The following is a 22080-nucleotide window of genomic DNA, read 5'->3' as shown; positions in this document are numbered from 1 at the left end:
TGATTGGTCAGTACAAGAGCCGGGTTACCGCCTCATCCTTGATTATCGTCAGCGGTTGGGCAGTCAGCCGACCCGAATCCAAATGATGCTCGAACATCACAAGTATGGCACAGTCCGTCAGCAAGGAAGCTGGCAGAAACGGCAATAAATCCACCGTCCCCTGAGGCAGCGAAGGGATATCCTCCAGCACCAGTCTGCTGCCGGACTCATCTGTGATGACATACTGGCCGCTTTCGGTTATCCCAAGACTTGCTGCATGCAGAAGCAGCACAGGCGATTTATCACTCAGCGGATTCTTGAGCTGATTTTTCACTTGCTTGAGCACCTCCGCGTAAGAGCGGTGAGCCTTGCTGTAGACCTGATGCAAGTCAGCCTCAGTAACAGGTCTCGCTGTTATTTCTTCATATCGGACCCGGGCATTCATCTCTCCGGGGTATTTGTAGAGCAAGGGAATCCGGCCAACTTCAAAGAAGCTGTCTTCTTCCCGCATCAGTTTGGCTGCCTTGTAAGGGCGATAATATACCGTCCGGTGAATCTCTCCGCTGTTCGTTTCCAGCCAGTAGCCAAGGTCGACATATTCCTGACGGGCAAGATCATCGTAGCTGTGGAAGGCTAATTGCAGAAGCTCGACCTCTTCCTTCACCAGTCCGTATTCCTTCAGTTCAGACAACTGCCAGGCATGTCCGAGCCATTCATCAATAGTAGATTCATGATCCAGGGCAAGCTCGGGATCCTCACTCCTCGCGGTCAGATAAGCCCGCCCTTTCTTAATAAAAGCATGAAGCCGTGTCAACTGCTCCATCGCATATGTATAACTCTCTTCACGGTCACGGCCTTCATCCAGCAGCAGCGCGAACCGGCGCAGTTCAATCTGTGCTCCTGACAAATAATAATTGCCAAGCTGCTTCACATGTTCTTTAATCGTCTTCAGCGTTTTGCTGTCAATGGTCGACAATCCGCTGCGGATAAGCGACAGGACCAGCTTCTCCAGCAGGTCAAGCCCTTCAAGCTGAGCGTTGATCTTTTTCTTCAGCGCAGATTTATTAACTTTCTTAGGCTTAGCTTCCCCGCCTTCGGCAGCTTGCTTCACCTTGTTCTCTTCACGTTTCTCGGCCTTCTCGCGTTTGGCAGAGATGTCCTCGGGTACATCAGCTATTGTGAAAGGCTGACCCTCGGCATAGGCATACAGCAGGCCCAGCGCATGCTTGCAGGGGAACTGCCGGCTGGGGCAGGTGCAGCGGAACACCGGCTTATCCGGCACAACGAAGTCCGCAGAGCACTCATAAGGCGTTTTGCCGCTTCCCGAGCACTGCCCGAACAGCAATTCCCCGTTCTCCGAACGGTTCAACTGCACGAAGCTTTTCTTCTTCACCAGCCCCTGACCATTCTTCATGGCAGCGGCGTTGGGTGCGAGCGAATCTACATACGATGATGTCAGTTCAGGCAAATCAGTTTCCTCCCCAAATGAGATAGCATAATAAATCGAAAGATATCAAGCAAACAATTGGATATATCTTCTATTAACCAATTAACACGGATAAGATCACATGTTTGCATTTATCTTAACAAAAATGGTTTGCTGTTCCAATGGCAATCCCTCATCCGTGGCAAAAATAGTAAAATCGTCCCACCTCTGCAGATGAAATCCCGGGAAATGAGCAAAAAAATAGGGTGACTCCGAAAGTCCCCCAGTGATCCTCATTTGAACCAGCCTTTTTCCTTGAACCTAGTAATCGCTTCAATCCGGTTGCCCACATCGAGCTTGTCGAGAATAACCGAAATATAATTGCGGACCGTACCGGTCGTAATGTACAGCTGGCTCGCGATTTCCTTCGTATTTTTGCCGTCGGCAATCAGTCCCAGTACTTCCTTCTCCCGTTGGGTCAGGGGATTGGCCTCGTTGCTGTAAGCTTCGTCCATAAGCTCCGGCGCATACATCCGTTTGCCAGCCATAACGCTGCGGATCGAGAGAGCCAGCTCTTCACTGGGGCTGTCTTTCAGCAAATAGGCATTTACGCCAGATTTAACGGCGCGCTCGAAATATCCGGCCCGGGCAAAGGTGGTCAGAATCATGATTTTGCAGCCGGATTGCTTCAGCGCCTCCGCCGCCTCAAGTCCGGTCATTGCCGGCATTTCGATATCCATGATGCAGATATCCGGTTTGAGCTGCTGGACCAGCTTTACAGCCTCTTCACCATTAGCTGCCCGGCCCACCACTTTCATATCCTCTTCCAGATCGAGCAATGAAGCCAGGGCGCCAAGCAGCATGCGCTGATCTTCAGCAATTACAATTTTGATCATCAGTGATTCGCCTCCCGTTCCGTCTGCTGGATGACTGTGGGTACTTTAATGACAATCGTTGTCCCTCCGTCCTTCACAATGTCCAACAAACCGTTTACAAATTCCAGCCTCTCTTGAATTCCCTGCATTCCATGGCCCTTATAAAATAGAGAAGTCCCCTCAATTCCCTTGCCGTTATCCTGTATCTTAACAACCAAATCTACGCGCGAGGGTTCAATGAGAATTTTGCAGACCGTGGCACCGCTGTGCTTTACCACATTCGTTACCGCTTCCTTAATACACATGCTCAGCACATTTTCCGTAATTAGTGAAGTATTCTTCAGCTTGGGACTGCCTTCCAGCTCGAACTCAATTTCCGCAGCCTGCAGGAGCTGCTTGATCCGCACCAGCTCGTCTTCAAGCCGGATGCCCCTCATCTGTGTAATCATTTCACGGACTTCTTTGAGCGCTGTTCGCGCTGTCTGGCGGACATCGTTAATTTCGACGATAGCCTGTGCCGGATTTTTGTTGATCAGCTTGCCGGCCAGATCACTCTTGAGTCCGATGAGCGACAGCTTTTGTCCCAGTGTATCATGCAGATCACGGGAGATCCGCTGGCGTTCCTCCATGATGACGAGTTCAGAGATCCGTTTATTAGCATCCTCCAGTTGGACCTCCAGCTTATCCTGATTGTTGCGGTTATACGTTGTAGCAGGCAGCAGGACCACCGCAATCATACTCACTAGGACAAAAGGGAGCTGGGAGATGAATACCGGATTGCGTGTAATCAGTTCATAGTTGATGGCGATAATCGTGGTCAGCAGGTGAATTGAATACAGCGTAAAGAATCCGACCCGCTTCTGGATATTCCCGATAAAAAAAGCCAGGAACAATGCAAAATACATATACCCGAACAGCAAGGTCATCGTTATAGAAACAATAATCTGCACACTTGTCCAGAAGTAGACCACCCAGCCCGTTGATTTGAAGGCTAGGACATAACAGGCAAAAAATACAATGATCATGAGAATTCCGTATACCCACCGGTCCATCGAGGACGAACGGAAGATAAAATAGAAGGGAAGAATGTAAAAAATGACCCATACATAAGGGCTCAGACCTGTACTTTTATGGAATATATGGTGCCACTTCTGCATGTTAGCCATCCTTTTTGCCAGCAATATTGTACCTCCATTTTAGCATAAACCTTGCAGCAACCGGCAACCCGCAACAAAAAAGAGAAAGCTCAGCACCGGTCAGCGTTCAGCGGTTCTGGCTTCCTCTCCTGTTACAGTGTCATTTAAAAGATAAGGATGGCTCTCATTCGCCTTGAAGTCCGGGTTTGCGTACCTTTAACGCTTCCACAGCCGGCTTCGGCTCCCGCAGTCTTGCCTTGATCTCCTTAAAGCCTACAAATCTTCTATTCTCTTCATCCCACAGACGGAAATGAAGGGCCTTCAAGCTGCTGCCAATCGTGATCGTTGTCGCTTTTTGCAGCGGCGGAGTGGCATTATGGGCCAGCTCCAGATTATAATTCGGCACCTTCGGACTTAAATGATGGACATGGTGAAACCCGATATTCCCAGTGATCCACTGTAAAAGTCTCGGCAGTTTGTAGTAAGAGCTGCCTTCTACGGCGGCACTTACATAACTCCATTCGTCCTCATGCTCAAAATACGAATCCTCGAACTGATGCTGTACATAAAATAACCAGATGCCGAGAAAGCCTGAGACAAATACGATCGGCAGCTGTACCAGCAGAAATGCCTGCCAGCCGATGGCCAAAATCAAACCACTATAAAGCGCTGCGATCAAAATGTTAGTCAGATAAGTATTCATCCGCTCCTTACGTCTTGCCCCTTTGGCATTAAAACGGTATTGGATCAGGAAAACGACGATAGGTCCAGCTACAAACATCACCAGCGGGTTGCGGTAAATCCGGTAATATAAACGTTTCAAAGGCTTGGCAGCCTCATATTCTTCAACTGTCATAATCCAGATATCGCCAATGCCTCTTTTCTCAAGATTGCTGCTTCCGGCGTGATGGATGGAATGACTGTGTTTCCACTGGCGATAAGGCACCAAGGTTAATACTCCCGTGATCGTGCCTATGATATCGTTGGCTTTACGGCTTTTGAAGAACGAACCGTGGCAGCAGTCATGAAAAATAATAAAGGTCCGGATCACAAACCCCGCTGCCGGAATCGCAAACAGGAGGGTAAGCCAGTAGGAGACAGACAGGCTGAAATATGCAGCCGCCCATAACAGGACAAGCGGTCCAAGTGTATTAATAAGCTGTCTTACGCTTGTTTTGCGGTCTGTTTTCTCGTAGGGAGCCACACTTTTTTTCAAACTGGAAAGCTGGGATGTCTGTTTCGTAGTCATCGTGTTTGTTTCCTCCTCGGATGTGTCCGGTTCCGGTCACATTCATCTAACTTCATTATAGAGAAGGAAGTGTCATACCCGTAAGTCATAAGTATCAAGGAGGGAGTATGACAAATGTCATACTCCCCTCAAATTAAGCTAACTTTCTAATCCGTAGCAGCGGGAGCAAAATCAGCGTACCCATCAAGAGCAGCACACCGCTCCCTGTGAAAACAGCGAACAGCGAGAATGTTCCCTTCAGATATCCGGCCATGGACATACCGATGACCATAAATCCCATAAACATCGGTCCCATAATTCCGCCTACCCGGCCCATATAGGCAGTCTCCGTATTTTGCAGAATCAGTGTGTTGATGCCGATATGAACACAAGGATAAAAGAAGCCAGTTAACGCTTGAAGCAAAATCGCGAGCAGCACATTATGCGCCGATCCCATACCGATGGTTCCTGCGGCACTCATGAGCAGCCCAGCTGCCAGCAGTATTTGCGGCTTTACCTTTTTGCCGATTCCTATAACAAGTGTCCCGCCCAGCAGCATTGCAGCTCCGTTAACCACCATCATCCATTGCAGGAAGCTGCTGTCCTTGCCCAGATTCTCAATCATCACAAATACACCCAGAGGCTGAATAAGCCCTGCTCCCAGCCCGGCAAATGCAAACGAAATTCCCAGATTTCTCAATATCGCGCTGGAGTGCACATAATGCAGTCCTGCTATTATTTCCGTGGCAATCCCCTTACGCTCCCCGGCTGCCTCATCCGGCACATCCTTAGGCAGCAGCCCCAGAATCAGCGCCGAACCGATAAACATGACTCCCATGATCGTAAGTGAAGTTTCAATACCATAGTGTTCATATATAAAAGCACCGATCATCGGGCCAATCACCATAAAAAAAGCGGTCAGCGACTGGAAGACGGCCATCACACCCTGTAGCTGTTCTTCGGGAACATGCTGCTTAAACAGCTTCATTGCGGAAGGCTGTGAGAATTGCGACAGTACCGCCGAGACAAAGGTAGCCAGCAGCAAGGCTCTCCATGATCCTGTTAAGACCACAAGAAGCACTGCAAACACTGATAATGCGGATAACCCGTCGCTTAGAATCATCGTTTTCTTCGGACGCCACCGGTCCGCAAACGTACCACCGATCAAAGCAAATAAAAAAATCGGTGCAAATTCAGCTACAGAAATCAGCGATACGTAAAACGGATCATTGCCCGTTATCTCCGTCACATACAAGAGTATCGCGAAATTGCGCACCCATACTCCAAGCTGAAGCAACACTCTGGATGCAATAATTGTTCGTACAACTTTATTACCTAACACTAGGTTCCCCTCCATAAAAAATAAACATAAAATTATAAACATCGAGAGCTCTCGTTTATTAATATATAGACGTTTTATTATTTTGTCTATATTTAATTAGATATTTATCTAATCTATCTATTGTAAACGTAAAAAAAAGCGCACAGAGAGATCTGTGCACTTCTCAAATAGAATTCAAATCGTTGCTGCGCTTTACCAAGTGTTCCGGAAATTGCCCCCAAGCTACTATGCCTGCTTCGTATATTCCTCGCGGTACTCTGTCGGCGTCTTGCCGGTCGCTTTCTTGAACACCTGTGTAAAATAACGGGGGTCCTGATAGCCGACGAGCGGAGCTACCTGGTAGACCTTTACATTGCTGTTCTGCAAAATATATTTGGCCTTTTCCATCCGGCAGTTGGTAACGAATTCAAGAAAGGTGTAACCGGATATTTGCTTAAATAACGTGCAGAAATGGCTGATGCTCAAACCGGCTACCTCCGACAGCTCTTCAATACTGAGATCTTTATGATAATTGTCTTCAATATAACGTTTGGCTTTCTCAACAACGCTGCGTCCATCTTCACGGGCCATCACTTTGTTGCTCTCCAGCATCCACTCGCGAAATTCCTGCTTCAGCACGTTAATCATTGCCGTCAGGGTACCCAGGCCGTGCAGTTTGCCAAGCAGCCCCTCCAGCGACCAGTCCGGCTGCATGTTCAGGTTCTCAAATTGCCTGTACAGCACAACAACCATCTCGATGATGATCCGTTCGGCCAGCTCCTTGGACAGCGCCTGGGCTTCAATAAAGATGGCCATTTCATCGAACAGCACCAGCATCCGCTCCATGTTCAGCGTGCGGATGCTTTCGATCAGCGAAACCTCAAGCTCCTTCGGATACTTTACGTCCCTGCCGCCTGTATCCGGTGTCTCCTCTTCAATAAACACGCCTGCCTGGCCGGAATAGAAGCGCTGGAACAGCGCCTTGGCTGCAAGCGGATATACGGTGCTCAATTGATCGATCCCCTGCGTGCTGCGGCTAATCCCTACCGAGCAGGCCAGCTTGGAGTACCTTTTAATATCAGCAACCAACTTCTCGCCAAGCTCTCTTTTGCCTTCCCCGAGCCTTCCAGGAAAGAGCAGCACCCATTCTCCATTGTAGAACGGGAACACAGAAAGCGCGCCATTATCCATTGACCACTCTTCAAGGATATTGCGGATTGCGAACAACCAGAGATGCTTCTCCTCTGCGCTCCATCTTGCAGCAAGGGCCGCATAATCGTCAAGCCTGACGACAGCCATGAAATATTCGCCCTCCAGCTCGCTGTTCTCCAGCCATTTTAAATGCTGCAAAGGCCGCGAATTGCCGAGCGTGAACTCCGCAAACATCCGCTCCCTTGCGAGCGTCGACAGCATTTGTACAGAGAGCATCAACTGCTCGTTCTCCTTCTGTTTATCCAGTTTTACCTTCGCCCGGGTCAGCATCTCCGTTAATTCATCATGGTCAATCGGCTTCAGCAAATAATCAAATGCCCCGAGCCGCAGCGCATCACGCGCATATTCGAACTCCCCATAGCCGCTGATAAAAATAAAGATCAGCTTGGAGCTGCGGGGCAGCACCTCTTTCATCAGGGCGATACCATCGATGACAGGCATGCGTATATCACTGATGATGATCTGCGGCGCTTTCTCTTCAATCAGCCGCAGCGCCACTTCACCATTTCTGGCCTCTCCCGCAATCTCAAGTCCCAGCTCATCCCAGGGAATCGCCACCTTCAAGCTTCGCAGAATAATCGGCTCATCATCCACTAGCAGCACTTTGTATTTCTCTTGCCGTGCAGTCATTACCGGCACCCCCAGGTTTATTGAACTGTAGAACTTTGTATCAGATTCCAGTATTGTTCCGAAGCGGATTGCAGCTGCGCGAGTGCCTCGTCAGCCTGCATCCCTCCGCCGATCATCTCCTCGATGACACTGAGGAAGGTCTTCTTCACTTCTGGAGACAGCAGGTTGTCGTACGGAACAAAGCTCTGGTGATTATCCTCCATCATAGCCATTACCTGAGCGAATACCGGTCCTGTCTTATCCGGATCAATGGTGATCCGCATCGAAGGTATTCTTAATCCCTCATACACAATCTGTGTCTGAATCTCTTTTGTATAGAATGCTTTCATCAGCTCCAGCGCCGCTTCCCGCTTACTTCCGCTCAGGCTGGAGGAGAGACCGATTCCTATCGTATAACCTCCCGCGATGGACGGTTCTGTCCCTTGGTTCAGAGCGGGAAAAGGAATCACGCCTACCTGATTCTGAAAATCTGCCGGAGCCGTGTCTCCCGAGAACAGATTAATATCCCAGTTACCGTTCAAATACATCGCAGCCTTGCCGCTTGTAAATAAACGGACCGCATTCTCCGTCGATAAATCATTGGATTTGGCGCTGAATGCCTCCTCCTCAATCCACTGCTCCAGATGCTGAAAAGCCTGGGAATACAAATTATTCTGAAAGGTACTCCCGTCCTCCCCGGTAACCAGCTTCTGAATCAGCTCCGGTCCGGCATACCGGTCCATTAAATAATGGGCGAATATCCCGGCAGGCCAGCGGTCTTCATTGCCGAGAGCAAACGGGATATACCCTGCTTTCTTTAGCGTCTTAATCGCAACATCCAGTTCAGCAACCGTCCCGGGAATTTTGATGCCCAGCTTGCTGAACAGCGTTTTGTTGAAATACAGCGGCTCGGCATTTCCCTCAATCGGCAATCCGTAGATATGCTGGTTGAAGGTCCATAGATGCAGATCACTGAATTGGTTCTTCAGCCCGTTCTCCTGCACAAAATCAGTCAGATCCATCAACCGGTTGGAGCGGACATACGGCTCAATCTCCGCACCGCCGAACAGCACGAACATATCCGGCGGTGTACCCGTGACCATCTCGTTTTTCAGCTTCTGCTCACGGTGAATCGTCTGGTCGAGTCCCTCGAAATTCACTTTGACGTTGGGATGTTCCTTCTGATATTCCTGAACGACCTCTTCATATATTGCAAGCAGCGGCTTGTCATGCTCCTTTATCCAGAAATGTCGGAAGGTCAGCGTAATCTTCTCTGGAGAGTTATCTTCAATCGGCTCCCTGTTGCCAAAATTTATAAATAATACCGCTCCGGCCATAAGCAGGATATAGAGCAGTATCCAGCCCCATTTCATCACCCATTTCACAGCTCCTCGCCCCTCTTTCATCCCGTTTTCGCTTATTTTCATGGCTGGATTTTGGGAATACGGATACAGATTGTCGAACCGAATCCAGGGGACGAACAAACGAGGATACCATAAGGATTGCCGAAACGGATGTTCAGGCGCTCATGCACATTCTTCAGGCCTACTCCGCTGTCGCTGTACTTCTTCGGATTGCTGTGCTCTGTATTCCATAGGCTCATCAGTGTGGCCAGATCGAAGCCCGGACCGTTATCCTTGACGATGATAATAATATCTTTACCTGTCTCTTGTGCACCGATGGTGATCACCCCATGCTCTTCCATCTGCTCAATGGCATGATATAGCGCGTTTTCCACTATCGGCTGAACAATCAGCTTCTGGGTCATCACATTTCTGAGGGTATCGGGCAAGTCAATAGCGTAAGAGAATTTGTCTTCAAAACGGAATTTCTGAATATCCAGATAGTGGCGGACATGCTCAAACTCCATTTGCAGCGGAATCAGCTCCTGATTCTGGCTGATGCTGATCCGCAGCAGCCTGCCGAGAGAAATGACCATTTTGCTGATATCCCTGTTCCCCGCCAGCACCGCCATAGAATTGATGGATTCCAGTGAATTATAAATAAAATGCGGGTTAATCTGCGCCATCAGTGCCTGCATTTCCGCTTCCTTTTTGCGGCCCTGCTCGGTTTGCACCTGCTCAATGAGTTCGCTGATCTGCGAGCTCATCCGGTTAAAGCCGTCAATCAAGAGATCGCTTTCATCATCTGAGCGCAAAGGTGTCGTGATCGGAGTGAAGATTCCTTGCTTGACCCGCTTCATACCGTTGACCGCGCTGTTAATGCTGCGCACAAGCCTTCGGATGAAATAGCGGTCAAACAAAAAGGCGGACAGCAGCGATACTGTGGATAGAATGATGGCAAGATTGCGAATAGAGTCCGATTCCGAGGAAATCAGATTCATGGGAGTGATGGCCACCAAATTCCAGTCCAAATTATGAGAAGGAAGGAAAGTAATCAGTGATTTCTCTCCTTGATAGTTGTCAATGTAATAATCCTGAGCCTGGGCGTAACCCTCCTGCAGAAAAGGAAAATGAGTTTGTTGCCCGATATGCTCACCGGATTTGTTAAAGACGATATTCCCCTGCTTGTTGACCAGCAGAATATCCCCTTTCTTCAGTGTTGCAGCTTCCCAGAAAATTTGGTCAAGCAAATCCGGCTTAACGTAAACGACCAGATAACCGATATCCTCCAGAGAATAAGAATCCTTGATAATTCTGGACTGCACCAGTACCGGATTGCCGGTAGCTTCCGAACCATTCTCTCCGGGTCCCGACCATACCGGCCGGCCCTCCGCTTCCTCCATCGCGCGGTACCAGTTCTGATGGCGCATCTCATTGAAGGGCATAGGGGCATTGTACTGATAGATGAGGCGATCCTTGCCGTAAAGACTGAAAGAAGTGATCATCGGATGATTGATCAACAAGTTGTTAATGTCCTGCTTAATGTCGTAGGTCAGTACAAAATTCGGCTGTTTGAGCGTTTCCTGAATTTTTGGCGAAATAATAGCCGAATTTGTAATGTATGAGATTTCGCTGAGTGCAAACTTAAGCTTGCGGTCTGTCTCCAGAAGTGAAATCCAGTAAAAATTGCTTGATTTCTTCTCCATGGCACTGGAAAAATTCGCATACGTAACAATCCCCATCACGATCACAGGAATGAACACGAGAAGAATAATAGCGAACAAGATTTTGCGGCGGAGCTTCATATGCCTTTCCCTTCCTCCTGCTGTCTCTGCCCATTATTATTCTTCACGGTACTCCCTATTTCCTTGTTTAACATTAAAAACCAGTTTAGCTTTTGATTGCGCCTGAGGTCAGACCGGCAATTACCCAACGGCTGAAGAACAGGAAGACGACGAGCAGCGGAAGTGTGGCCGTAAAGGTTGCCGACATAATCATCCCATAGTCAAGACCATCACGTGCACTGAACAACTGCTGCAGCGCGATCTGAATGGTAAAATGCTCTTTATTCTTCAGGACGACGAGCGGCCAGAAGAAGTCGTTCCATACCGTCATAAAGTTAAGTATGCCAAGCGTAGCCATTGCCGGAGTAATGACAGGAACAGCAATCTTCCAGAAGATCCGGAAATGTCCGCCTCCGTCAATCCGTCCTGCTTCGATCAGTTCGGTAGGCACCGCCGAGGAGATATACTGGCGCATCCAGAAGATCCCGAAGGCATTGACCATCGCAGGCACAATAAGCGCCTTGAAGCTGTCGATCCAGTGCAGTTTGGACATAATAACATAAGTCGGAATTACACCCAGCTGCTGGGGAACAATCAGCGTAGCGATGACGAACACAAATAGCATGTTCTTTAGCGGAAACTCATATTTGGCAAATGCATAGCCGGCCAGGGTACAGAAGAACACAACCGAAATCGTGACCATGGACGAGACGAACAGCGAGTTCCCGAGAGCCAGGAAGATATCCGACCGTTCCAGCACTCTGCTGAAGTTGTCGAAGAACTGGTCACCGATGGTTAACAAAGGTGGCTTATGGAACACGGCTCCCTTGTCATTGGTTCCTACAACAAACATCCAATAGAACGGAAAGACAGAGATTAATGCTCCGAGAATGAGCAGGAAATAAAACCCCAACTTACCGAAGAAACCGAGGTCATCCGGTTTTTTTCTGAAAATTCGCAATGTGCTCACGCTTTTCTCCTCCTAGACTCTCCGCCTGTGCCTCTGCTAATCAGCATATTAAGGATGGAGAATAGAATAGTGACGAGGAACAGCATAACCGCCGTAGCCGCCGCCGTACCGAAGAATCCGTTGCGGAATGCTTCGCTGTATAAATAAGTAACCATTGTAATCCCTTCCTGGCGGGTTGATCCGGTACCGGATTGGCCCAAGAATACATATGGCTCTGTGAAGAGCTGCAGCGCACCAATCGTAGATTGGAGGGATACGAAAATAATGAATGGCTTGAGGAGCGGCAGTGTGATGGAAAACAGCTGCTGTCTTCTGTTCGCACCGTCAATCCGCGCGGACTCGTACAGATCCATCGGTATGCTCTGCAGGCCCGACAGGAAGATGATCGCGTTATAGCCCGTCCAGCGCCACATAACCATGGTGGAGATGGCAATCTTTACGCCCCACCAGCCGGAGTTGAATGCCATGCTGTCCAGTCCAAGCCCGTTCAGCATCCAGTTGATCATCCCGTTGTTGCCGAACAAGGTGCTGAATACAAGCGTAACAGCCACAATCGACGTAATATTGGGCATGAAATACAGAATACGGAAGGTTTTCTTAAACCGCGTCATTCCTGAATGCAGCAGCACTGCGAGCAGCAGCGCCAGAAACACCTGCGGCAACGTGCCCATCAGTCCCATAATCAGCGTATTGGTGAAGGAAATCCAAAAGGTCGGGTCGCTTGTGACCAGATCGTAGTTCTTCATCCCGACGAATTTCATCGGATTGAGCGCGTCCCACTTAAAGAAAGATAAATAAAACGTAAAGAAGATCGGGTACAGTCCAAATATCGAGAACAGAATAAAGAACGGAGAAATAAATGTATAAGCAGTGATGCGGCTCCGTCTTTGTTCAGTTAAAAAAGGGCGTTTGCTCTCGGCATGTGGACTCGTAATTACGGGTTCAGCCATGTCACACCTCCAGGGAATATAGCAAAAACTCCGATAGGAGTCTTGATCGATGATTAAGTCTTCCTATTTCACTAAAACCGGACTCACAGAGAGTGCGGCTCTCCATGAATCCGGCATTACAGGCATCATTTCCTTATTGAAATGCTTAGCTGCGTTCCTCAAGGGTTTTCGCTTGTTTAACTGCTTCATCCCACTCTTTGGCAGGGTCGGCTTTTTTCTCAATTACGTTCTTCAGCGCGTTCTTGAAGAAGGTATCGGTTTGGTCATGCAGCGGTCCGTAGTATACCGGTTTAACACGGTTAGCCGCCTTACCAAATTCAACTGCGATTTGTTGGCCGCCGAAGAAGTCATCTTTGAAATCTACGAATGCCGGATCTTCATACAGTGCAGGAATGGAAGGCATCAGACCCTTAGCTTTGAACGATTCGAGCTGATTGTCCTTGTTGACGAGCCATTGAATGAAATCATAAGCTTCCTTCGGATGCTTGCCTTCCTTAGGAAGGGTGATGAACGAACCGCCCCAGTTTCCGGCACCTTCGGGCAGCTGAGCAATTTTCCATTTACCGGCAGAATCAGGAGCGTTGGTCTTAATATAGCCGGCCATCCATGCAGGACCCATAACTACGGCGAACGATCCGTCGGTCATGCCTTGACCCCACTCAGGAGACCACAGCAGCATATTGCTGACCCAGCCTTCCTGAATGCCTTTAACGGTGAAATCGTAAGCTTTTTTCACTTGCGGATTGGTATCTCCGATGAATTTGCCGTCAGCTTTGCTGAAGTAGATTTCATCAGGAGATTGGTCGCGGAGTGCGTTATACGTCAGATCTGTTAAGTCAGAGAAGTATTTACCGGTTTTGTCCTTGAAGGTTTTCGCTACAGTAGCGAGCTTATCCCATGAGTCAATAGCAGCACCGAACCCTTCCGGATCGCTTGGCAGTCCCGCTGCTTCAGCCAAATCCGTGCGGTAGTAGACAACGGTAGGACCGATATCCGTTGGAAGTCCGAGCTGGAAGCTGCCGTCAACAGAGGAGGCTTGCTTCCATTTCCAGTCGAGATAATTGGCTTGAATATCTTTTGCTCCCAGATCATTCAGGTTGTAGAATTTATCCTGAGCACCCAGGAAACGTTCCATGAAACCGATTTCAAGTTGGAAAATATCAGGAGCTCCCGAATTCGCCGACAACGCAGTTGTCAGATTGTTGTGGTGGGCAGTCTGGTCACCGGTGTTCTGAATTTTGATTGTAACGTTCGGATGTTCCTTGGTGTATTCTTTCGCCAGCTCTTCATAGTTAACACTGCCAAGTGTCCAGAATGAAAGCTCAACCTTCTCAGCCGGTTCCGTTTTATCTCCTTCAGTTGCCGGCGCATTTGTACTTTTAGCGTTGTTACCTGCATTATTTTTTGCAGTGTTGTTTTCAGCGTTGTTGTTACCTCCGCATGCTGCCAGTGAACCAACGAGCATAATTGAAGCAAGTGTCAACGCCAGATTCTTTGCTTTTTTCATTCCTCTGTACCCCTCTCAAAGGTTTCTCTTACAAGTCTTAGTGTACAGTAGGAGAAATCTTTTTTTGAGGAGGCAAACTTCCGATTTGAGGTGGAAATAATTACGATATGGTAAATTCCGGTTCTAATACGCCCATTTCCACAGCCGCCTCCCGATTGGAAGCATTGGATTTCTATCCTCTGCACAGGTATACTGGTTTTATTTCAAGCAATTATTCACCCATCAAAGGAGAGTACCTTTCATGCCCATCAACCGCCCTTTACTGACAGACAGTGATTTACAGGAAGCCGTTGACCGCAAGCTGCCTGTGCGCGTCTTTCAAGACGATCATCTGGTGAATTCCGGAGCGACGGTTGTCCGCTTTACAGATTCGGATGTTGTCATCCAGTCGCGGGTCAGCGATTTAACCTACTATTCCCGGCGGAGCTGCCAATTTTTTGAGGTCAGACCCTAGCTCAAATATTTTGAGAATGGAGAGGAACTGTATCTCGTAGAGACGCATCCGGCGACAGCTTTGGGGCAACCAACATTACGACGGAAATTAACAATAGTATTGAGTATAGATTGACAGGCAGGGAGACACTATAGAGCGAGGAATGGCTGGTCAGCCAACAACAATCCATAGTGAGGTGCCCCCATGTTCAAAAGATTTGACGAGATTGCTATTGAGATTCCCGAGGTTGAACGCCCCGACCCCAATGCTGCTGCTGCTGTTCAGGAACTGCTCGGCGGGAAATACGGGGAGATGTCCACACTGAACAATTACCTGTTCCAGTCTTTCAATTTCCGCAGCAAAAAAAAGCTCAAGCCGTTCTATGATCTGCTCATGAGCATCACCGCAGAAGAGCTGGGCCATGTTGAACTGGTCTCGCATGCAGTTAATAAATGCCTCTGCGGCTCCACCTCCTATAAAGAACCGGATCAAACGCCGCTGGAGCCGTTCAAAAATGCACGCAACACCTATTTTGCACTTAGCGGTGGCCAAGGCGCATTGCCTGTAGATTCCATGGGACGCCCATGGAGCGGAGAATATGTCTTTAACAGCGGCAATCTGATTCTGGACTTGCTGCATAACTTCTTTCTGGAATGCGGCGCCCGTACCCACAAGATGAAGGTTTATGAAATGACAGACCATCCGGCTGCCCGTGAGGTGGTCGGGTTTTTGCTGGTACGCGGCGGAGTGCATGTGGTGGCCTACGCCAAAGCGCTGGAAATGGCTACAGGTGTAGATGTCAGCAAGCTCATTCCAATCCCTTCCCTCAGCAATAAAGCATTTAATGAAACGCGTAAATATGAGTCCAAAGGGATTCATACGAAGCTGTACACGAACAGCGAGGGAGATTTCACAGAGATCAAACAAATCTGGAAGGGGCCCGCACCCTGAAGACGGCCAGCCCTTAGAGGTCATTGAAGGCTCCCCTAAAGGATTTCCGATTGCCGAAGCTCCTGAAGTACCGGAAGAATTCGCTCCGGGTTTTTCAGAGGAGGATTTCCTCGCCATTGCAGCACGCCTGCAGCAGGCGGCCAATATCCGCTAAATTCAAAGAAGCCGGACAAAGACCCCCGCAGGGGGATCTTTGTCCGGCTTCTCTCATTGTCATCACTGTGTCATAAACTTCCTAATTATCTCTTCATCTCATTCGTTGATGTCTTCAGCTTCTCGTTCAGAATATCCTGAAAGCTGCGAGTCTTGTCATCGGAGTTGGAAGATTTGGCTTCGACCACGGGTTGAGGTCTAAAATACTGATGATTGAAAGCCATAAGATTATGTACTGTCATATTCATTAAGGTTCAACCTCCTTCCGTAATCTGCACCTGAATTTGCGTGGTTGCGCATTTTCTTATCTCTTATTTAACCCATCATTTCCATCCCTAAACATTTTTTTTGCACTTTCAGGAAAAAAATAACCTCCGCGCCGATAATCCGGCCGGAGGCTATAATCTTCTTCGTATCGAATATTTATTTCAAGGCTGCCCAAGAAGCTTCATTCAGCTGCTCCAGCTCATCCCTAACAAGCTGGAAACTCATGGCCCCGATGTTCTCTTCCGCATGCCGGACCTTGGAAGCGCCTGGAATGGCGACCACTGTATCCCCGTGAACATGTATGAGCCAGTTTAGGGCAATCTGGCCCGGTGTCACTCTGTATTTCTCGGCCAAAACAGATAATAGATCAATCAGCGGCTTGCTGCGGGCCAGGCTTTTCTCATCCAGACCGGATTGCATCCGCCGCATCCTCGAAACTGCACGGATCTGTGAAGGATCCTTATGGAAACGTCCGGTCAGAATCCCCTGCTGCAGCGGAGAGTATGCAATGATTGAGATGCCCAGCTCCTTCGCCGCTTCCATTGTTCCATTCTCATCAATCTTCCGGTGCAGCAAATTATATTTCACCTGGTTCGAGACCAGAGTCAGACCATACTGCTGCAATATCCTGTGCGCCTCCACCATCTGTTGGGCCGAATAGTTGCTGACCCCTGCATAACGGATTTTGCCATCCTTGACCAGACCGGCCATCGCTTTCATTTCACTGGCTATTGAGGACAGGGAAAATGGCTGGTGAATCTGGTACAGATCGATGCTTCGCCCGCCCAGACAGGTGAGCCGTTCATCAATTGTAGATGAAATAGATTTCGCTGTGCGGAGCATCGGCCACCATTTGGTGGCGATCAGCGGCTTGGCATGGAGACTGCCCTCCTGCTGCAATTGATCCAGCGCATGGGCAAGCGCCTCTTCTGATTTACCTCCGCCGTAGATCTCTGCGGTATCGACCCAGTTCATGCCGCCTTCCAGACTGACACGGACGATATCAAGGATATCTGCATCCTTAAGATTACTCCAGTACCTTCCTACGATTCCGCTTCCCCGGCTGAACTGCCAGCAGCCCAGCCCGAGCGGTGAAACGGATAACGATGATTGGCCTAAGGGGCGTAAAGTTACTGCTGTTGTCTCTGTCACCAAGTTTCATCCTTCTTTCAGAACCAAGATAGTAAAAATCACTCCAGAATCAAAACTACTCCAAAATAGAGCTCAGATCCACCAGCAAATATGGTATAATTACCCTGCTCTGCAACGCCATACTACAAACAAACCGTGTTGCAGAATGGAAACACAATCATTAATGGAGGGAATTCATGTTAAAAATCTTCGGTTTTTTCATGCTGTTAAATCTGGTCGGCAATCCTTTTCTTGCCCTAATCATCCTGCTGGTCATTCTGTATTTCCTCGACCGCCGATATGTCGGCATCTTTCCAAGCATCACGAAGCCGTTCCGCCGGAGCCGGCAAATTTCCAAGCTGCGGACAACCATCTCGCTGAATCCCAATGATGTCTCCGCCAAGTTCGAACTGGCCCGGCTGCTAACCGAACGCAAACGTTTCAGCGAATCCAAAGAGCTGCTTGTGCAGATCGCTGACCGGTACGAGCAATCCGCCGAATATTGGGTGGAGCTTGGTTATGTGAATCTCAAGCTGGGACAGCTTCCCGAGGGGGAAGCGCAGATGCTTCAAGGACTGGAAATCAACCGCAGAGCACAATATGGCCAGCCTTATCTCCGTCTCGCCGAGACTTTCCGCAATATCGACCATGACAAAGCTCTTTATTATGTAGGACAATTCCAGGAAATTCAGTCCTCTTCCAGTGAAGCCTACTATTTGGCCGGCTCTATGTACAAGGCGCTGGGCAGAAATGAAGACGCCAAACGCGCTTTTGCCGAATCTACGGCCATTTACCGCTCACTGCCAAAGTACAAGAAACGCCAGGAACGCGGCTGGGCGCTGCGCAGTTATTTCGCAAAGCTGCGTACATAAATAACCGGGATGGCTCCATTATACGCCTATTCCTTCCTGCAATCATTAACGCAAAATGTAAAACCTCCGGCTTCTGCACTCCCTGTGCATACCGGAGGTTTTTTTATGCTATTTTACAGGAACGGTCATTTCAAGCTAGGAATGTGGTGAATGGTTACCTCTACGTATAAATTTTTTTCGCCCTGTTTCTTCATAAACAGCAAAGAGCAAGCTCCACTGTCCCGGAAGCCTGCTCTTTGCTGTAATTCAAGTCATGCCGAATCTTATAAATCTAATGTTTTCGGCTGATCCTCCGCTGATGCCGAAGAAAACGGCCACCAGTTCGCCCGGCCAAACATCCGTACCATAACAGGAACGAAAAATGGCAGGAAGACCAGTGCATAAAGAGCAAGACCAGCCAGAACCACAGTAGCAATCTGCATCATCGACAATACGCCGGAAGGATACATCGAGGCAAAGGTTCCGCCCAGGATCACTACAGCCGACAGAATGACTGTCCCCATATTGCGCATGGCATGCAGGATCGCTTCACGCACATCCCAGGTCTTGTTCTCATTAAAGCGGGCCATCAGGAAGATGCTGTAATCCACCCCAAGCGCAATCAGCATAACGAAGCTGAAGAATGGAGTAGTCCAGGTAATTCCGGAATAATTCAGCAGATTCACAAAGATGGCTTCCGTAATTCCCAGCGCCGTAAAGTATGTGATAACGAGTGAAACTATCAGATAAATCGGCATGATAATCGATCGAAGCAATAATACCAGAATGATGAAAATACCGCCCAGCATCAGGATAACGGTCCGCGAGTAATCCTCATTGGAAATCTTCTGCAGATCGCTATGGGTGCTGGTCACTCCGCTGATCGCGGTCTCCGCATTCTCCAGCTTCGTGCCCTTCACAGCCCGGTCCACGGCAGCCTGAATATCTCCAATGCTGTCAATCGCTTCGGAACTATAGGGATTCTCGGCGAAAACAACATCCAGCGTCATCACCTTGCCGTCACCTGCCAGGTACGTATCAAAAATCTGCTGGATGCCCTCGGCTTCCAGCGCCTCAGACGGTACGAAGAATCCGCTCAGCTCATCATCTTTGGCCTCCTGAATTTGCCCCAGGTACGCTTGAGCAGAATTCAGCCCGCCGGTGATTTGCTTCAGGCCATCCGCACTGTCATTCAAACCGTCTGTAAGCTGGCCGATTTGTCCGGTAAGCTGGCCGAACCCGTCAGCAAGCTGCTGCTGGCCGCCCTGCAGCTGGTCGAGCCCGTTTGTGATCGAAGGAATGCGATCGACAATTTGCCCTTGCCCCGCCGCCGCTTGATTCAGGCCCGTCTGCAGCTGGCCGATTCCGGCGACAAGCTTGCCCAGACCTTGTGCCAGCGCCGTTTGACCGGCAACGGCCTTGGCATATCCGGTGTTAGCCTTGTTCAGACCGGCAGCTGCAGCTTTTAGCTGACCTGAAATCTGTCCAAGTCCTGCGGCAAGCTGGGCTGTACCCGTGCCGGTTTGCGTTACCGTTCCTTTAATCGTCTGGTAATCAACATCCTGCAGAAGATCAGGATGGCTGGCTTCCAGGCCTTTGAAGGAAGTATCCAGCCCGGTAAGTGCAGCAGCCACGCCCTGGAGCTGGGTTTGCAGCCCTGCAACGCCTCCGTCCAATGCGGTCAGCCCCGTGCCGATTTGCTTGTAGCCTGCCAGTAGTGCAGCATTGGCGTCCGCAAGCTGCTCCGCGCTGGCTGCTGCCTGCGCCAGACCGGCTTTGATCTCACCTGCTCCCGCTGATCCGCTTTTAATGCCGTTCTCTATACGGGAAAGTCCATCGCCCAGCGCGGCGATACCTTGTTTCAGCTCAGCTGTGCCCTCCGTCAGCTTCGCGCTGCCCGATACGGCTTCGTTCAACTTCGGCTCGTTGTCACTTAGCTGCTTACTTGCTTGCGCAAGCCCCGTTTGAATCTTCGTAAGCCCTTCATTGCTCTGATCCAGACCCTCTGACAGTGTAGCCACTTGAGTCGGGATCAGGAAGTCATTGATCTGTTCCCCCGTAGGACGCGACATGCTGCGCACAGCTTTGACGCCGTCGACCTTTTCCAGCTCACGGCTGATTTTTTCAGCCAGACCCATATATTCAGGAGTATCCATACGGTCATCATTTTTGATGATTATTTTGCCGGGCATCGATTCTCCCGGCCCAAAGCTCTCGGAGATAATGTTGAAGCCTTTAACCGATGCGTAGTTGGAGCCGATTTCGTCCATGCTGTTAAAGGACAGCTTGCCGCCATAAGTGACCAGGAACGGCACCACTACCGCAGCTACAATCAGCAAAGCAGCCCACGGTCTTTTTAAGGAGAAGGAACCGGCAGCCCCCCAGATACGGCTTTCGCTGTGCTCCAGCTTCCCGCGGGATGGCCAGAACATCCTTTTGCCCAATACCGCCATAAAGAATGGAACGACAGTCACGAGCGCCAGCATCATCACGGCAATCCCTACGGCCACTGCAACCGCAGAACGGTACAGCATGAATTTGGACAACCCAATGGCCAGGAACCCTACAAATACCGCAAGACCGGAATAGAATACTGTCCCCCCCGCTTTGCGGTAGGTCGTGATAATCGCACTTTTCGTATCCTCAGAGGTTGCCAGCTCTTCCTTAAACCGGCTGATCAGCAGGATGCAGTAATCCGTCCCGATCCCGAACAGTACGGCCACCATAAAGATCTGCGTAAATGTGGATAACGGAAAATCAAACCGGTCCACCAGAAAAGCCACAACCGATTGCGATACAATATAGCTCAGTCCGACCGTAAGCAGCGGCACAAACGGCGCAACGAACGAACGGAATACAACGAACAGGATCAAGAGAATAAATACAACGGTAATATACTCCGATTTCTTCAGCCCTTCCTCTGAGCTGACAATGGTATCTTCCGTGATCAGTCCTTCGCTGGTCAGATAATGACCGGCTGTTACATCACTTAACAGGGCTGCTACTTTAGCGGGGAGCTCCTTGACCACTTCTTCTCCGCCTTTTACCGACAGTGCGACCATAATGGTCTTCCCGTCCTTCGCAATCAGCGTATCCTTTAATTCGGTTTGAGAAAAGGGGTCGGTAATGGAATCCAGCTTCAGCGATTCCTTGCTCGCCGCAAGCTGCTCAACGCCCTGCTTAATGCTCTCCGTATCTTCTGCGCTCAGTCCACCCGGCTTATTAAAAACAAGGGCAACCTGGTGCAGCGTCTCACCGCCCTTGGCGTCAGCCACCTCTCTCATAATCTCGGCCGCTCTCGAAGAGGTGTAGCCATCCGGAACAGCAATCTGCCCCTTCTCGCGCACCAGATCCGACATCGCCGGCGCCGTCAAAAATAACACTACTGCTACAGCCAGCCAGACTGTAATTACAGCCCATCTAGCTTTCAGTATGGTCTTCAATTGTTTCTCCCTCCTGTTTCATGCATTAAAAATGCAAGCTTCTCAAACATGGTAATAAATTTCTCAATGTCCTTTTCCTCAAAATCAAACAGATAGGGAGAGATCACTTCCTGAACCTGCTTCTCGGCGGTCTGATGCACACTCTTCCCATGCTCCGTGAGTGTCAGATATACCTGGCGGCGGTCATTCTCGTCCCGGGTCCGCTGAATCAGTCCAGCTTCGTCCAGCCGGTTAATAATTGCCGTTATCGAACTCTTGCCTACCGCAACCGCCTCGGCCAGAAATGTGGAAGTACAAAGCTCCTGACTGTTTATCAGCCGGAGAATAATAAACTGGTCATTGGTCAGTCCTTCCGGAATCCGCTCCTTGACACGGGCGCTAATCTGCCTAGTCACCACCATGTATGCATCCAAATAGCGGTTGATCCAGTGTTCCGCCTCTTCTTTCAAAATTCAAACCTCCCAACACTATTAATAGTTCACGTATGAAACTGTTTCACAGTAAAACTATA

17 protein-coding genes and 1 pseudogene are annotated in these 22080 nt (G+C 49.4%); 3 read left to right on the top strand and 15 right to left on the bottom strand.

The window, feature by feature from the left end:
* Window positions 1-7 precede the first annotated feature (7 nt).
* From MHI45_RS33395 to MHI45_RS33345, 11 genes are all read right to left on the bottom strand, one after another.
* Window positions 8-1447, bottom strand: coding sequence for an SWIM zinc finger family protein (locus MHI45_RS33395; protein WP_341118640.1), 1440 nt, complete (start codon window positions 1445-1447; stop codon window positions 8-10).
* A gap of 251 nt (window positions 1448-1698) precedes the next feature.
* Window positions 1699-2301, bottom strand: coding sequence for a response regulator transcription factor (locus MHI45_RS33390; protein WP_076111358.1), 603 nt, complete (start codon window positions 2299-2301; stop codon window positions 1699-1701).
* A complete protein-coding gene (locus MHI45_RS33385; protein WP_076111382.1) occupies window positions 2301-3437 on the bottom strand; it encodes a sensor histidine kinase in 1137 nt (378 codons plus the stop codon). The genes MHI45_RS33390 and MHI45_RS33385 overlap by 1 nt, the downstream gene beginning before the upstream one ends.
* Before the next feature lie 163 nt (window positions 3438-3600).
* Entirely contained in the window at window positions 3601-4665 is a 1065-nt protein-coding gene (locus tag MHI45_RS33380; RefSeq protein ID WP_038590765.1) for a fatty acid desaturase, read from the bottom strand.
* Between the two features lie 133 nt (window positions 4666-4798).
* A complete protein-coding gene (locus MHI45_RS33375; protein WP_256718136.1) occupies window positions 4799-5986 on the bottom strand; it encodes an MFS transporter in 1188 nt (395 codons plus the stop codon).
* A 225-nt stretch (window positions 5987-6211) separates the two neighbouring features.
* On the bottom strand, window positions 6212-7807 hold the full coding sequence (locus MHI45_RS33370) for a response regulator (protein ID WP_076111357.1): 1596 nt from the start codon (window positions 7805-7807) through the stop codon (window positions 6212-6214).
* Between the two features lie 17 nt (window positions 7808-7824).
* Entirely contained in the window at window positions 7825-9171 is a 1347-nt protein-coding gene (locus MHI45_RS33365) for an ABC transporter substrate-binding protein (protein WP_076111356.1), read from the bottom strand.
* A gap of 38 nt (window positions 9172-9209) precedes the next feature.
* Entirely contained in the window at window positions 9210-10934 is a 1725-nt protein-coding gene (locus MHI45_RS33360; RefSeq protein ID WP_076111355.1) for a cache domain-containing sensor histidine kinase, read from the bottom strand.
* A gap of 85 nt (window positions 10935-11019) precedes the next feature.
* Window positions 11020-11883: a carbohydrate ABC transporter permease gene (locus MHI45_RS33355; protein WP_076111354.1), complete on the bottom strand. Its 864-nt coding sequence runs from the start codon at window positions 11881-11883 to the stop codon at window positions 11020-11022.
* Window positions 11880-12833 (bottom strand): carbohydrate ABC transporter permease, encoded by a 954-nt coding sequence (locus MHI45_RS33350; protein ID WP_076111353.1) that lies wholly within the window; start codon window positions 12831-12833, stop codon window positions 11880-11882. The genes MHI45_RS33355 and MHI45_RS33350 overlap by 4 nt, the downstream gene beginning before the upstream one ends.
* A 145-nt stretch (window positions 12834-12978) precedes the next feature.
* The gene (locus MHI45_RS33345; protein WP_076111352.1) at window positions 12979-14340 is read right to left on the bottom strand and encodes an ABC transporter substrate-binding protein; all 1362 of its coding nucleotides are present in this window, start codon (window positions 14338-14340) and stop codon (window positions 12979-12981) included.
* A 241-nt stretch (window positions 14341-14581) separates the two neighbouring features.
* Between MHI45_RS33345 and MHI45_RS33340 the strand changes: the two genes are divergently transcribed.
* On the top strand, window positions 14582-14794 hold the full coding sequence (locus MHI45_RS33340) for a hypothetical protein (RefSeq protein ID WP_076111351.1): 213 nt from the start codon (window positions 14582-14584) through the stop codon (window positions 14792-14794).
* A gap of 183 nt (window positions 14795-14977) precedes the next feature.
* Window positions 14978-15878: pseudogene (locus tag MHI45_RS33335) on the top strand (manganese catalase family protein).
* 85 nt (window positions 15879-15963) lie between these two features.
* On the opposite strand, the gene MHI45_RS33330 reads toward MHI45_RS33335, so the two are convergent.
* Entirely contained in the window at window positions 15964-16125 is a 162-nt protein-coding gene (locus MHI45_RS33330) for a hypothetical protein (protein WP_179091770.1), read from the bottom strand.
* A 175-nt stretch (window positions 16126-16300) separates the two neighbouring features.
* Window positions 16301-17296 (bottom strand): aldo/keto reductase, encoded by a 996-nt coding sequence (locus MHI45_RS33325; RefSeq protein ID WP_179091769.1) that lies wholly within the window; start codon window positions 17294-17296, stop codon window positions 16301-16303.
* A gap of 176 nt (window positions 17297-17472) precedes the next feature.
* Here MHI45_RS33325 and MHI45_RS33320 point away from each other — a divergent pair, with 176 nt between their 5' ends.
* On the top strand, window positions 17473-18147 hold the full coding sequence (locus tag MHI45_RS33320) for a tetratricopeptide repeat protein (RefSeq protein WP_076111349.1): 675 nt from the start codon (window positions 17473-17475) through the stop codon (window positions 18145-18147).
* Between the two features lie 263 nt (window positions 18148-18410).
* Here the strand turns inward: MHI45_RS33320 and MHI45_RS33315 are convergent, their stop codons facing one another.
* Both MHI45_RS33315 and MHI45_RS33310 read right to left on the bottom strand, forming a co-directional pair.
* The gene (locus tag MHI45_RS33315; RefSeq protein WP_076111348.1) at window positions 18411-21569 is read right to left on the bottom strand and encodes an MMPL family transporter; all 3159 of its coding nucleotides are present in this window, start codon (window positions 21567-21569) and stop codon (window positions 18411-18413) included.
* Complete coding sequence (locus MHI45_RS33310; protein ID WP_038590729.1) at window positions 21566-22018, bottom strand: MarR family winged helix-turn-helix transcriptional regulator; 453 nt, start codon at window positions 22016-22018, stop codon at window positions 21566-21568. Before MHI45_RS33310 ends, MHI45_RS33315 begins: the two co-directional genes overlap by 4 nt.
* Window positions 22019-22080: the final 62 nt, after the last annotated feature.

The sequence above is a fragment of the Paenibacillus sp. FSL H3-0321 genome, from assembly GCF_038002865.1.
GTDB lineage: Bacteria > Bacillota > Bacilli > Paenibacillales > Paenibacillaceae > Paenibacillus_AQ.
Note: the sequence above shows the minus strand (reverse complement) of the source record. Positions and strands in the feature narration are given on the sequence as shown.